This window comes from Mycoplasmoides gallisepticum (assembly GCF_900476085.1).
Lineage (GTDB): Bacteria > Bacillota_I > Bacilli_A > Mycoplasmatales > Mycoplasmoidaceae > Mycoplasmoides > Mycoplasmoides gallisepticum.
In genome coordinates, this window is sequence record NZ_LS991952.1 from 862,056 (window position 1) to 876,339 (window position 14,284).

Annotated in this window: 11 protein-coding genes; all 11 read left to right on the plus strand. The window is 32.5% G+C overall.

Going from position 1 to position 14,284, the window contains the following annotated elements:
* The first annotated feature begins 294 nt into the window (after window positions 1-294).
* The 11 genes from D2833_RS03595 to fba all read left to right on the plus strand — a co-directional run bounded on the left by D2833_RS03595 (window position 295) and on the right by fba (window position 14,283).
* Window positions 295-1,770, plus strand: coding sequence for an MSC_0624 family F1-like ATPase-associated membrane protein (locus tag D2833_RS03595; RefSeq protein WP_231992418.1), 1,476 nt, complete (start codon window positions 295-297; stop codon window positions 1,768-1,770).
* Window positions 1,770-2,267, plus strand: a complete 498-nt coding sequence (locus D2833_RS03600) for a DUF2714 domain-containing protein (RefSeq protein WP_027333337.1) — start codon at window positions 1,770-1,772, stop codon at window positions 2,265-2,267. Before D2833_RS03595 ends, D2833_RS03600 begins: the two co-directional genes overlap by 1 nt.
* A gap of 6 nt (window positions 2,268-2,273) precedes the next feature.
* On the plus strand, window positions 2,274-3,218 hold the full coding sequence (locus tag D2833_RS03605) for an MSC_0622 family F1-like ATPase gamma subunit (protein WP_027333336.1): 945 nt from the start codon (window positions 2,274-2,276) through the stop codon (window positions 3,216-3,218).
* Window positions 3,219-3,221: 3 nt separating this feature from the next.
* A complete protein-coding gene (locus D2833_RS03610) occupies window positions 3,222-3,713 on the plus strand; it encodes an MSC_0621 family F1-like ATPase epsilon subunit (protein WP_011883437.1) in 492 nt (163 codons plus the stop codon).
* A complete protein-coding gene (locus tag D2833_RS03615) occupies window positions 3,703-5,925 on the plus strand; it encodes an MSC_0620 family F1-like ATPase-associated subunit (protein WP_027333335.1) in 2,223 nt (740 codons plus the stop codon). The genes D2833_RS03610 and D2833_RS03615 overlap by 11 nt, the downstream gene beginning before the upstream one ends.
* An 8-nt stretch (window positions 5,926-5,933) precedes the next feature.
* Window positions 5,934-7,466, plus strand: coding sequence for an MSC_0619 family F1-like ATPase alpha subunit (locus D2833_RS03620; protein ID WP_027333334.1), 1,533 nt, complete (start codon window positions 5,934-5,936; stop codon window positions 7,464-7,466).
* Window positions 7,466-8,866 (plus strand): MSC_0618 family F1-like ATPase beta subunit, encoded by a 1,401-nt coding sequence (locus tag D2833_RS03625; RefSeq protein WP_014574778.1) that lies wholly within the window; start codon window positions 7,466-7,468, stop codon window positions 8,864-8,866. The genes D2833_RS03620 and D2833_RS03625 overlap by 1 nt, the downstream gene beginning before the upstream one ends.
* Before the next feature lie 37 nt (window positions 8,867-8,903).
* Complete coding sequence (mip, locus tag D2833_RS03630; RefSeq protein ID WP_027333333.1) at window positions 8,904-10,739, plus strand: Ig-specific serine endopeptidase MIP; 1,836 nt, start codon at window positions 8,904-8,906, stop codon at window positions 10,737-10,739.
* Window positions 10,740-10,829: 90 nt separating this feature from the next.
* Window positions 10,830-12,869, plus strand: a complete 2,040-nt coding sequence (gene mip, locus D2833_RS03635) for an Ig-specific serine endopeptidase MIP (protein WP_027333332.1) — start codon at window positions 10,830-10,832, stop codon at window positions 12,867-12,869.
* Between the two features lie 130 nt (window positions 12,870-12,999).
* Window positions 13,000-13,404, plus strand: a complete 405-nt coding sequence (gene rpoE, locus D2833_RS03640) for a DNA-directed RNA polymerase subunit delta (RefSeq protein WP_027333331.1) — start codon at window positions 13,000-13,002, stop codon at window positions 13,402-13,404.
* Between the two features lie 6 nt (window positions 13,405-13,410).
* Window positions 13,411-14,283, plus strand: coding sequence for a class II fructose-1,6-bisphosphate aldolase (gene fba / locus D2833_RS03645; protein WP_027333330.1), 873 nt, complete (start codon window positions 13,411-13,413; stop codon window positions 14,281-14,283).
* Window position 14,284: the final 1 nt, after the last annotated feature.

Sequence of the window (14,284 nt, forward strand, 5' to 3'; positions counted from 1 at the left end):
TATCAATATAAACTATAAATGCTGATAAGCCTATATTTATTAGCTGGGTAAGATCTAGTTTCTCATTAAAATGTGAAGATTGATCACGTTGAGCTTATTAGGAATATATAAATGTCTGTTAAAAAATTATCAATTAATTTGGATAAATTTAAAAGATTATTTAAGATACCAAACAATAACATATTTTACGAACTAAAATCTGAAGTTGTTTCGATAAAACAGAACGCTAAACTCGTTTTGTTTTATCGTTTATTAATCTTTTCAATCTTATTTTCATTTAGTGTTGGTTTTATAATGGAACCTGCCAGGTTATTTTTGGTCAACTTAGTTCCCCAAAGAGATGCAGCAGGCAATATGATGCAACAAGCTGCTATTGATCCCAACCGGTTTCCAATAACAGCTCTGTTCCAATTCCAAAACCCAACTTTTCAAAGTATTAATTTCTATATCCTATTAAGATTAATAGGTTTATATTTAGTTTTTATTACTTCACTATGATGAAACTACCAAAATATTAGTTCGATCAATCACCGAATTAAACGTTACTGAATTTGATTCATCATCTACATTAGTTTAAGTATTATTAGTGGAGCACTACTTTTAGGATGAACAAACAACCAAAGCAGTTTAGTAACTGTTTTAGGTATTTGTTCATTAAATGTCATCTTAGTGGTTCTTAACTATACTTATTGATTAATTAGCTACTTTTTAAATAAGAAGATCCAACCAATTAGTAATAAAAACCTTTTTATTATCCTAATTTCTTACTCAGCTAAAGTAATTAGTTGGATCATCTTATTTATCTTTTTAGATCAACTAATTAAAGGTGGTCAAGATGATCTGATCATCTTTAACAACAATAAGGTAATCGATTTTATTAACTCATTAACAACTGGTTTATCACCTGCTAGAGTTGTTTTATTGTTCGTTTTAATTACCTTATCAATCTCATTATTCATCTTATCTAACCTATACACTTTATTAAACCTAAAGCTGTTCTTTGTGAAATTAATTAATGATGATTTGAAAAACAAAGCTTATGGAACAATCGGTTTTTCTTTTATCATCTTAACAACTTTAGTGTTTGGTATCATCAGGGTTCTAGCTGAAGGTAAATACCCAGATAATAGCCTGATTAATACGAACAATGTTGATCTAGTTACTAACTGGTTCTGAATCCTGGGAACATTGTTGTTCTTAACTTACTGGTTAATTTACTTCTTTGTAATTAGAAGAAACAAAACACCAGTGATCAACAATATCTATCACTCAGGTTCTTTATTATTAATCTGATCAACCTTCATTGCTTCGGATTTTAACCGTACTAACTTTGATACGGCTAATGGTTATATCAGCTTATTAATCATCACCTTAATCACTTTATTTGTGATCCTAACTTATATTGTTAGTGCTAACAAACAATCAGCTGGAATCATCATCAGCTTAAGTTTGGTATCAGTATTTATCGTGGCAAGTGTGTTCTTAATCACATTTAATAACACCTTAATTAATAACCAAAACTTCTCATTGAAGTCATTAAACTCTGATCTATCAATCAATCAGATCTTATATGCTTTACTTGCGATCATCTTAAGTCTTAACTTTATCTATGTCGTTTTAAGTATTTACTTTATCTACTTCTTTATTAATAAGAACAAGATCTTTAATTTTAAAAAGATTAAGATCGTTCAACACCAAGAAGAAACTAACCAAAAAGATAGTGGTCAAACTAATCAAGAATTAAATAATCAGTCAGGAGTTAATTCATAATGAAAAACAAAAATAAAAACAATACTGTACAAGAAGAAATTATTGAAACAAGTTATCCTTCTCTAGTTCAACACGAAGACTTTGTTGAATTTTCTCAACTATTTAACACGGCTTTATTGCAAACCAATACTGGTGAAAGTTCACCTCAAGCCAAGTTGTTTATTGAAAAGCTTAAGCAAGCTGTAGCTAACCACTTACAGATCGTTTTTGATAGCTTTATTATTTCTTGAACTAAGAACATCCGTTTTTCTTTCACGAAATTAATTCCTGCAGTAACCACTGTAGAATCTTCGCAAACTGACGGGGTTAATTTAAGATCAGATTTAACTGAGAACAAACATTTAAAGCTCTTAGCTGAACGATTCAACTTGTTGATGAATCACCAGTTATTTGACGAACACAAGATTGTCGAAGTTGTTGATGGAATTATAGTTTACCGTTCTAAAGAAACCAACCAATTAAAGGTTGTGTTTTCTAAAGAGATCATTAACGCGTAATTTCTTATGGACATCAAAAAACTTGAGCGTAAACAAGCTAGTTTAAAAAACATTTACACCCTAGTAAGTTCAAAGCGTGATATTGCTTTAATTAAAATCTTTAAATTATCTAAGCGGTTTGAATACTTTTATAAAAGAGCGATCAATTCTAAAACCTTATTAGATATCTTGCACAAGAAATTTAATTTAAAGAACCCTTTTTATGAAGAAAGTTCGTTGTTGGCAAACAACAAACTAATCAACCTTACCCTTGATAAGGTCGAAAACATGTTCTTTGTTAGCAAAAAGCGCTTATGAATCTACGTAACAGAAACCCAGAATGCTGCTGCTGATAACTATTCAAGATATGATCGCGCAATCTTAAAACAAGAAAATGTTAAAGAAGATCAGTTCATCACGATTGGTGAACATGCTAAAAACTTCTGTCTTAAAAACAAATTAGAAGTTGTTAAGCACTACCCAGAAAACGATTACGACGAGCTTAGCAAAATGATCCCTGAGATCATTCGCTTAAAGATCGAATCAGGTGATATTATTGATATCAACTTCGTAATTAATTCAAACAAGATTAAAAACAAGTTCTTAAAGATCTTACCAATCAAGCATTTCGAATTAGATACTTCTTATTATGAAAAAGCTGATACGATCGTTGAGAACATTGAAAAATACAAGTTGTATAACAACTTACAAGAGTTCATTGTTAATGAGATTAACTCTTATCTAAGAAACGTTGTTACCTCGTTACTAGTTGAATCATCACTAATTGTTGCTAAAAACAACCTAGTTAAATACAACAAAACAATTAGTGATTTAGATGAAACCTTACTTAACTTAAGGCGGGAGATCTTAAAACAAAAACGTGAGTTGGAAATTCAAGAGTTGCAAATGTTAACAAGAAGCAACGAATCCATGATTAATATGGAATCAAAAAAGGATGGAGACATGGATTAGATTATGGCAAAACACAACTTTAAAACTGTTCCATCAGAGATCGAATTCATTCGGTTTAACAATAAACTGTTTAGCTACAAACAAGGTTATTTCATGCTTAATGTTAACCAGATTGATGAATGAGACTTAATTCAAGATAATTCATTAATTAGTGTTGAGAACGTTTTCTTTAAGATCTATGATCCAGTTGCTGATGAAGAAGATTATTACATTATCCGTAACTCGTTTATTAAGATTGAAAACAACAAGGTCACGATTTACAGCGACGACCACTTCGAACCACTAAGAATAGATTACAAATTCAAGATCAAAAAATATGATGATATGCTTGCTGAATTTAATAAGAAATTATCATATTACGAATCTAAGATTAACTTAGGTTTAGACTTCCAAGAGTTGATTGATTACAATGCTGTGAGAAAAGAAAAAAGGTATTATTCTTTAATTCGCAACTTCAATCTAGCAGAGAAAAAGGTCGATAAAAATGAAAAATAAAAGTAAACTAAAACGATTGATTTATTGACAATTTGGATTCATGATTCCTGCTGTATTTGCTTCTGCTCTTAGTGGGGTAATTACTCGTCATAAAAATTCAAATAATGAATATCAATTGGTTAATCAAGCTGGTGAAGGATTAGATCCTTCAACACCAACTCAACCAAATGATCCCAACGCACCAGTAGCTAATAATAATAACGGCCGTGCTGATCAAGCTCAAGAAAAACCAAGACAACCAGCAAACTTAGCTACTTTAAAAACTTATATTGATGACAAGATGTCAGATACAATTGGGGAGTTTATTCAAGCGATCTTTTTAGGTAAAGATAATCTAATCGATCAAAGAATTGCAGCGATTCAAAATCAAAGTGATCTAAGTTTTGAAGAGAAGTTTAATAAAACCCTTTATTATTCTCAGATCAAAGCATTCTTTGCTAAGAATCAAAATGAGATTAAAACTAACCCTTCAAAATTTGGTTTAGATATCGTTTATCCTTATGTGCTTTCAGCTAATGCTGAATTTAATAAAGGTAAGATCGTATTTAATAACAAAACTTATGAAAATAAGATTTGGGGTAATACGGATACTACCAACTATAAAAAAGAAGTTACTGGTGAAGGAAACTCAATTACACCAAATGCAGATCCACAAAAAGCTAAAGTACAAAATACTACTTCAGATGAAGAAGGTAAGAACGTTTTAAAAACTTACTTTAATGCTTTAAAACAAAGTGCAACATCAATCTTCTTAAACGACTCTGATCTACCAGGTGTTGGTAAGGATTATGATATTAATGGTCGTGTTACTGACACTAATGATGCTGGGGTGTTCTCAAACCCACCTAAGAACTTTAATAGCTGGGATGACTATATTATCAGCAAGATCAGACCAAGATTTATCGACTTTGACTTAGAACAAAACAAAGATCCGGCTGAACAAGATCAACAGAACCAACAAAATAACCAGGCTGTTGAAAACTTGTTACCACCAACTGTTCCAGTTGAAGGTAAACAAGTACCAACTGATCCAAAAGAACTAATTGAAAATATCCCTAGATTTGTTCCTAAAGTAAGATCTTTATACTCAACATTATCAAGTAGTGCATTATTAAACCGCTTTGGCACTTATAATGAAGCCAATAAATCTGATGTTTTCTTTTACTTTGAAAACCCAATTAACACGAGATTTACTTATAAAGTAACTGCGTTAAATAACAACAACGGTAAAGTTAATGCTACTGTACAGATCCAAGACTCAGTTGATAAAAATGCAACAACCACTTATACAAGAGAACTTGATACCGTTGGACTAAGTGGAACAGAACAACAGATTAACCAAAACCGTGAATTAGCTTATCCAGCAATGCAAAAACTGTTCTTAAACTTCTATGAAGCAGTTGGACTTAACGCTGATTTAAACTATGGTGATGCAACTAAGGTTTATGTCGAACCACAAACGATCTTCCAAATGGTTTATTTAGCAATGCGAGCAATCAATAAACCAGAGTTTAAAGATGATCTAAATATCATCTTAAGCCGAAGTTTTGGTTACAGCACAGAACAAAGTAATAGTTACTTCTTAAACTTTTTAAGAAACCAATTAGTTAATACCCAATTCTTATACTGACAATTAGTTAGTGAGATGTACAAACGGATCTTTATTGCTTTTATTCGTGACTTTAATAAAGAAGATCTAAAACCAAAACTAATAGCGCTTTTAGAACAAAACAACGTTTCGATCAACCAATTTAACGATTCGTTTGCTGAAGCTAGAAGAAAACTATTAAGATTAGATTCTCTAACCAAACAAACGATCGGTTCACCGCAAATCCAATTTGATTCACTTGTGACCCAAATTAAAGAGACGAATAAAACACTTCGACCATTCAACTTGGTTTATGATTCAATCTCAAACCAAGCTAATGGCGATGCTGAAAAAGAAGCTGGACTAGCATCATTCTCAACTGATATTAACAATATCTTAGCCAACTCAAGATCAATAGCTAATCCATTCTTAATTATGTTAGCTGTCTTCTTGGGAATTATCTCAATCTCGTTATACGGTTTTTATTTCATGCAATTAGCATTCAATAAAACCAAACAAATTAGTAAATTAAACAAACCTTTAATCATTACTGTTTTAATTATTGCTTCTATCGCACTAGTTTCAACTGCACTGATTGCTTTAAAAATCATCGGAGTATTTTAATAAATCATATGAATCCTAAAATTGTTGCTGCTTTAGATTATGTTATTCAAGTCGAAGGTCGATTTGAATACCAACAAAATCAAGTCTTCACGATTAGAAACAAACCTAATTTTCGAGCTATGGTAATTAGTGCGACAACTGACACTGGTTTTTTAATCGTTGATGCTGCTAATGCTGACTTTGAGATTGGGGATGAGATCATTCCAACCAATAGTGATAATAATGTTAAAACAACCAAACAATACTTTGGTAATATCATTGATATTGATGGTAATATCCTATATCCCAAGAAGTACAAACCGGAGTTTCAAGCTAACTCATTATCATCTAATGCGTTTGCCACTTCAAGAAACTTATTAGAAGTTAACCGTTTAAACGAACAACTATATACAGGGATCATGGCCATTGATCTCTTGATGCCAATCGGTAAGGGACAAAGAGAGTTAATTATCGGTGATAGAGGTACGGGTAAAACCCATATCGTACTAAATGCGATTATTAACCAAACGATCCGTAAGACTAATGTTAAATGTATCTATGTTTCAATTGGTCAAAAACGTCAGAACGTAGCTGATGTTTATGAAACTCTTAAAAAACATGGGGCACTAGAAAACACAATTATTATTGATGCTCCTGCTACTAATTCTTACCACCAATATTTAGCTCCTTATGTAGCAATGGCACACGCTGAAAACATCTCTCACTTCCAAGATGTTTTAGTAATCTTTGATGACTTAACCAAACACGCTAATATCTACCGTGAAATGTCTTTATTAGTTAACCGTCCCGTTGGTAAAGAAGCATTCCCTGGTGATATCTTCTTTAGTCATGCTTCTGTGCTTGAACGTGCAGGAAAGTTTGCTGACCGTAAATCAATTACTTGTTTACCAATCGTTAAAACCGTAAATAACGATATCACCTCATTAATCTCATCTAACTTGATTTCGATTACTGATGGTCAGATCGTAACTAATACTGATCTATTTGCTAATGGGATTTTACCCGCAATTAATATTGACCTATCAGTTTCGCGTATAGGTAGTTCAGTACAATCAAGTGTGATTGCTAAAGTAGCTTCGCAAATTAATAAGAAGTATCGTGCTTATAAGCGTCAAAGTAAGTTATGAACTTTAAAATATGATCTTAATGAAGAAACAGCTGATCTAATCAGTAAAGGTAAAGCAATCGAACAGCTGTTTATTCAAAAAGGATTTGCTCCCTACACTGAACGGTTCATGTTGTTAATTACCAAACTAATCCTTTGGGGCACCCTTCGTAAGGTTGATAACAAAGCCCAAGAAGCACTATCATTTATTAACGCCTTAATTGATACCGATCCGATTGCTAAGTGGATCTATGATCACTTAGAATCAGGTCAAGACTTTAATGATGACTTAATGCGTAACTTCTTTGAATACTCATTAAGTCAGTACTTCAAGTACAAAAACTATGATTTACAGATAGATGTTGATAAGAAATTTATTGATTTCAAACCAGAAGAGTTACAAGCAATTGTTAATAATATGAAAGGAGCTTTATAATGATCGGACACATTACTAAGATCTGAAATAATGTTGTGGAAGCAACATTTAAAAAAGAAGAACTACCAAAAGTAGATTTCATCTTAACTTTACACAATAACACCTGTGTGTTGTTGGTAAAAAGAATTATTGATGATACCAGTGTTAGAGCGATCGTTATTTACCAAAAGCAAAGCATTAAGATTGGTGATCAAGTTGTTAATACTAATGACACCCTAAAAGTACCAGTTGGTCAAGCAGCTAAAAATAATATCTATGATATCTCTGGAGTACCGATGTTACAACAACGTGCTAAAGGGATTAAGTACATTGAGATGAACTCAACGATTAGAAAAGAAAAGAAGATCTATTCTAAACATGAGATTCTAGAAACTGGGATTAAAGCAATCGATTTCTTTATGCCAATCCTTAAAGGTCATAACCTTGGAATCCTAGGTGGTGCTGGGGTTGGTAAAACCGTTTTAATGAAAGAGATTATCTTTAACTCTTCAAGATCAAATAGTGCTAAGAAAAACTCATCAATCTTCATTGGTTCAGGTGAACGTAGTCGTGAAGGGGTTGAACTGTACCAAGAGTTAGAACAATCTGACTTGATGAAAGACTCAATGATGTTCATCTCAAAGATGGACGAACCACCAGGAGCAAGAATGTCGATCGTTCCTTATGGGATTACTGCAGCTGAATATCTAAGAGATGTTGAAAAAGAAGATGTTCTATTATTCATCGATAATATCTTCAGATTTATCCAAGCTGGTAATGAAGTAGCTCCCGGGTTAAATAAAAAACCGATCACTGGAGGTTACCAAGCAACTCTTGATACTGAAGTATCAAACGTTGAAGACCGCTTGTATGCTACAGAAGATGGTTCAATCACCTCGTTCCAAACATTGTTCTTACCAATGGACGATTTAGCTGACCCTTCAGCAGTATCGATCTTTAGTAACCTTGATGGTTCATTAGTATTATCACGTGAACAAACTTCTAAAAATATCTTCCCCGCTTTTGACCCACTAGCTTCTTCATCTTCATCAGTGTCGCCTGATATTATCGGTCAAAGACACTATAATGCGATCATTGAAGTTAAAAGTATCTTACAAAAATACCGTGATCTAGAAGATGTAATCTTAATCCTGGGGATCGATGAACTTGATAAGGATAATAAGATCATCGTTAAGAAAGCATTACAGTTGCAAAACTTCTTTACCCAAAACTTCTTTGTGGCTGAAGCTTATACCAAAGCTAAGGGAGTATATGTTCCACTTGAAGAAACTCTTGAATCAGTAATTCGGATCGTTGAAGGTAAATATATCAACCAATCACCTGAGATCTTCTCATTTATTGGTTCTAACTTAAATTTACCAACAGACGAAGAGTTAAATTTAAACAAAGTTGATCTTTAATCTTAAAAGATCAATCCTCTTTTTTCCATAAATTAATATGACTAAACGATGAACCAAATATTTGGCAGTATCATTAAGTAGCGCTCTGATTTTTAGCTCTTGTACTAATGCTAAAAATGAACCTGACCCAAATACAATGAGTGGCAGTTCAACCACTCCTGGGAACAATAATGGTAATCAACTTTATTCATTTAACCCTGATATTGATAATATTAATCAACCGATTCCAGCAAAAAATCAGTGAAGAAACCAGGTTGTCGATAATCAACGTGTGGTGGCTGATCAGTACCCTAATTTTGCTGCAACTACCAACTTTGTAAACTACTATCTTTACAACAACAAAAATACTCAAAAGCCATCATTCTGATTAAAAGATCGCGCAGATAAATCTCATGTTAGTCCATTCATCTTAACTAATGCTCAATTAAAAGCAATTAATGATAAAGCTAAAACAATTGATCAACCTAACTATCAAGATGCTTATGCTTATGGATTTGGTTTACCTGGTATTGATAAAGATAAGAAAACCTTAAATGATACCATTGATGTAATCAATGATACGAATTCAACTGTAAGTATTCCTTATTACAATGTTAGAGGTAATAATTTAGCATCTATTGATCCAGGTAGGTCTTGGATGATTGCTAATAAAAAATATCAGCAATTGTCTAAAATTACTTATTCAATTCGAATAACTAATGAATTAAGTGATTCACCAATTAAACAAGATAATTCTAATCATGTTTCAGAGAATGCTGGAGATAATGTTGGTAATTGAAGCGGAACAGCTTGGTTGTTAGATTATGATTTAACTAGTGATAATTCATATCCAACAACTTGATATTTTGCTAGTAATTTTCACGTGTTGCAACACTTACAGTTAGCTGGAGATAGTCAAGCATTAATCCGTAATAATAATGCTCACACAACTAAGATCGAATTGTTCCAATTAGATCAATCAAAAGTTAAACTGGGTGAAAGAATTAGCCCACAACAAGCTCAAGGAGTTAATTTTCAAGATCCTTATTTAAAAGTTAATTCAATTAACCCTAGTAGTGTTAAAACTGTTTTTCTAGGGAATGATGCGCTCAAACAAACTACTAGTTCATTTACTCAAGATGCTAAATACCAAGCAGCTCAAACATTATTAGATTTTGGTGTGATTAGAGTTACTTTTGATAGTGCAGAAACCGCTAAAAGCGTAACCAACGATTACGCGGAATGAAAAGAAGAAGATAAATTTAAACCTGCTAAATATTCATATTTAGATGATGCTAAATATGAATCATTACCTGCTAACAGTTTATATGCTCTAGGTTTTCCTACTTCTAGAGGTGATGGCATCCTTGATACAAGAATTTATGGTAATATTGATAATTTAAGAACACCATGAATTAACAAACCACAAAACACTAACGGTGTTAGCGAAGGTGGTGGAGATTTCTCTTGAAATGTTACTTCTAGGTCATTTGTTAATAAACCAGGAATTACTGATATTTTCTTAACCAATCCAAGAATAGGTCGAGAAGCTAATAGTTTCTATAACGCTAACAAAACCGATTTTGCACATACTGGATTAGGTTATCTAATTGATCATTATGATATAACACCAGGTGGTAGTGGTTCACCAATCGTTAACTCTAATAACGAAATAGTTGGTTTAGTCTTTGCTTCAGATAATGATGTTAACACCGGTATCTCATTAGCTCTTCACTCAGAAGGTTTTAATTATCAGAACTATTATGGTAATTACAACTTACCTAAATATGATCTAATTTATGGGACTAATGATGAGAATCAAACTAAGTCTTACCACCAAGGGTTAAGACTAATTAATCCAGGTAAAAATATTAATACTTGGTTATTTCATTAATAGATAGATCTAATAATCAGAATTTATAAAGCTATGTTATATAATTAAATATAAGATAGCTGGCTTTATTAATCAAAATATAAGATTCAAATGATTAAAGCTAAGTTTAGAACATTCAAATACTTATTCACTTTATTATCAGTTAGCTCGATAATCGTAGCAAGCTGTAATAGTGGTAAGAATTCACCTGAGGATCCACCAAAGGAAGAAGGAAAACCCAATCCAAGCGATCCCTCTAATCCTAATAATGGTGGAAACCCTTTTGGTCCTGGTGGTGGGAGTAGCGCAGCAAACTCAATTTCGTTACCAGACCCTCAAGTAAATAACGCAATCATTAATGGTAAAAGAGTAGTTGCAAATCAATACCCTAATTATGATGCTTACATCAACCTTAATAATGTAAGCAAGGCTAGAGGTGAAGGACCTGTTAGTGAGACTTCAACACCAAATGCAGGGGTAACTAACCCTAATGATATTCCTCCAGAAAAATTAAAAGAATATGATGATAAAGCTAAGAAATTAGGTTTACCAACCTATCGTGATGCTTTTGGTTATGGTTTTTTATTACCTAATATCGGTGAAGATGGAACTATTGGAAGTGGTCTTGTTCAAAGAAAGGACTTAAAAGGTCCTAATTTAATTCCAGCTTATCAACCTGGAGTTTTAGGTACTGGATTAAATTTTATTAACTTAGCTGACTCTACTGGATTTTTAGGTCTACCTAGAACGATCCTTAATGATCACTATCGTGATTTTTCTAAAACAGTTTATTCATTATATTACTCTAACATTTTATCAGATCCAGTGAAGAGTCGAGAATCTGAAAAGCTTACTGATGAGCAAAAGATTGATCAAAAATTACAATCTTACTTAGGTACAACTTGAATTTTAGATTATAAGTTGGCAGAAAATGGTAAATATCCAACAACTTGGTATTTTGCTAGCAACATGCACGTGTTAGAAAATCTATTGTTGCCAGATATCGCTGGAACCAGCAATGATTTTAGAGATTTTGAGAACAGAAAATACGAAACTAGAACAAATTTTGCTAGCTTAACTTTTGCCAACTATTGAAATAAGGATGTTACACCAACTGGTTCAAGATTTGCTACAACTCAGCCTAATGCTGTAACTACATTAAACTATATAAAAGAGCAAAATGTTGATGAAATTACAATAACTACACAAGAACAGTTCGATAAAATATCTACACCTTATGTTAGGGTAAATATTCATCCTAAAAATATTAAACCAATCTTTTTAGGAGCTGATTTCTTAAAAGATAGCTCTGTTCCAAGCGAAAGAGGTCGATATAGTGATGCTAAAACGATGATTGACTTTGGTGTGATTGAAATCACATTTAACAATGAACAGATTGCGAAGTGATTAACTTCAGATTACGCTAATTGACCTGCTGATAAAAAATATAAATTCGCTAGCTCTTCATTGCTAGATGACAAAACATATACAGATTTAAAACAAAACGACTTATACGCAATCGGATTCCCCAATTCTTATGATGACTATAAGATTAGATACCTCGGATCAGATGGGGAAAACATCATAGCGGATAGAAACTACGTTTCATTCTGATCAAACAAATCAGGTAACTATTACGCTAACTCTAATCCAACTAAATTCTTAAGAGATCACAAAGAACAAGGTGGTGATCTAAGTTGGTCTAATACAAGAACGTTTGTTAATAAACCGGGTGTAACTGATTTATTCTTATCTTATCCATCATTTGATGGTTCACCTAAGATTTATTCAAGAATGAAATATGTTAACACTGGTTTAGGTTACTTAATTAATAATTACGTACCTTCAGGTGGTGCTTCAGGTACAAGAATTATTGATAGTAACGGTCAAATTTGAGGAATCTTATATGGGGTTGCAAAAACTGGAACTTCAGGTTATGTAACTGCACTTAGAAGTGAAGGTATGAACTATGATGGTTTATATGGATCATACAACTTACCTCAATATGATTTAGTTTATGGTGGTGGTAAAGACCAAAAAGATTCTTACCTTGATCAAATGATCAAAAGAAGAGCTAATGAAAAAACTTGATTGTTCCCTAATGGGGTCAACAGAAATAATGTCCCTGATCAATTTAAATTTAAAAATTAACCAATTTTAAAGAGATCAGATCAACTTAAAGAAAATAATTTATAATAACTAACTAGTAAAAATATGGGTAAACTTATACTCATATTTTTTATTGGTATATATATAATTAAAAAGATATATTTTATATAAAATGACTTCATTAATTGATAAGGCTTACGAAGTTGCCCAAAAAAACTTTGTCAAGAAGGAATTTACTTTTAACGACTTATGAAAACTAGTTGTTAAAGACGAAAACTTCAATAAAAAAGATGCTCAAGAACTAATTGGAGCATTCTATACTGATTTAATTCAAGACACTAGATTTGTTTATGTTGGTGACCAAAAATGGTTAATTAAATCAATGATGCTTCATGATGAATGAGCAAAATTATCTGAAACATTACATAACCAACAAGAATACCTTGAAGAAGGTTATGAACACGTGAAGGTTCAAGTTGAAGTTGATGAATCTTCTCCTGAAATTAGCAATGAAGGTGAAGAATCTTCATTAATCGACGACAATATTATTGTTGATTCAACAGAGGAGGAAAATTAATAAATTATGTCTAAACTAGTTAATGCTAAAGCAATGATTCAAAAAGCCACTAAAGAAGGTTATGCCATTGCTCATATTAATACGAACAACTTAGAATGAACTAGAGCAATCTTATTAGCAGCTCAAGAAACTAATGCCCCTGTGATCGTGGCTGCTAGTGAAGGTGCTGTTAAATATATGGGCGGATATCAAGTCGTTTATCATATCGTAAATGATGCAATCAACAATTTAAATATTACCGTACCAGTAGCTTTACACCTTGACCATGGTACTTATGAAGGTGTTTTTAAGGCATTAGAAGCTGGTTTTAGTTCGGTAATGTTTGATGGTTCTCACTTACCTTTTGCTGAAAACTATGAGAAATCAATTAAAGTAATCGAAGCAGCAAAAAAATACAACGCTTCAGTAGAACTTGAAGTTGGTACGATCGGTGGTGAAGAAGACGGTGTTGTTGGTAATGGTGAGTTAGCAAACCCGCAAGAATGCAAGAAGATGAAAGACTTAGGCTGTGACATGTTAGCAGCTGGTATTGGCAATATCCACGGAATTTATCCCCCTACTTGAAAGTCTTTAAACTTTGAAGTTTTAAGTGAACTTAAAAAAGCTAGTGATGCTTCTTTAGTACTACACGGTGGTAGTGGTATTCCTAATGAACAAGTGAAAAAAGCAATTAGTTTAGGTGTAACTAAAGTTAATGTTAATACCGAATGTCAATTAGCTTTTGCTAGCGCAACAAGAAAATACATCTTAGAAGAAAAAGATCTTGATCAACACAAAAAAGGTTATGACCCTAGAAAACTATTAAAACCAGGGTTTGAAGCGATCAAAGCTACTTGTATTGAAAAGATCAAGTTATTCGGTTCAGAGAACAAAGCTTAGT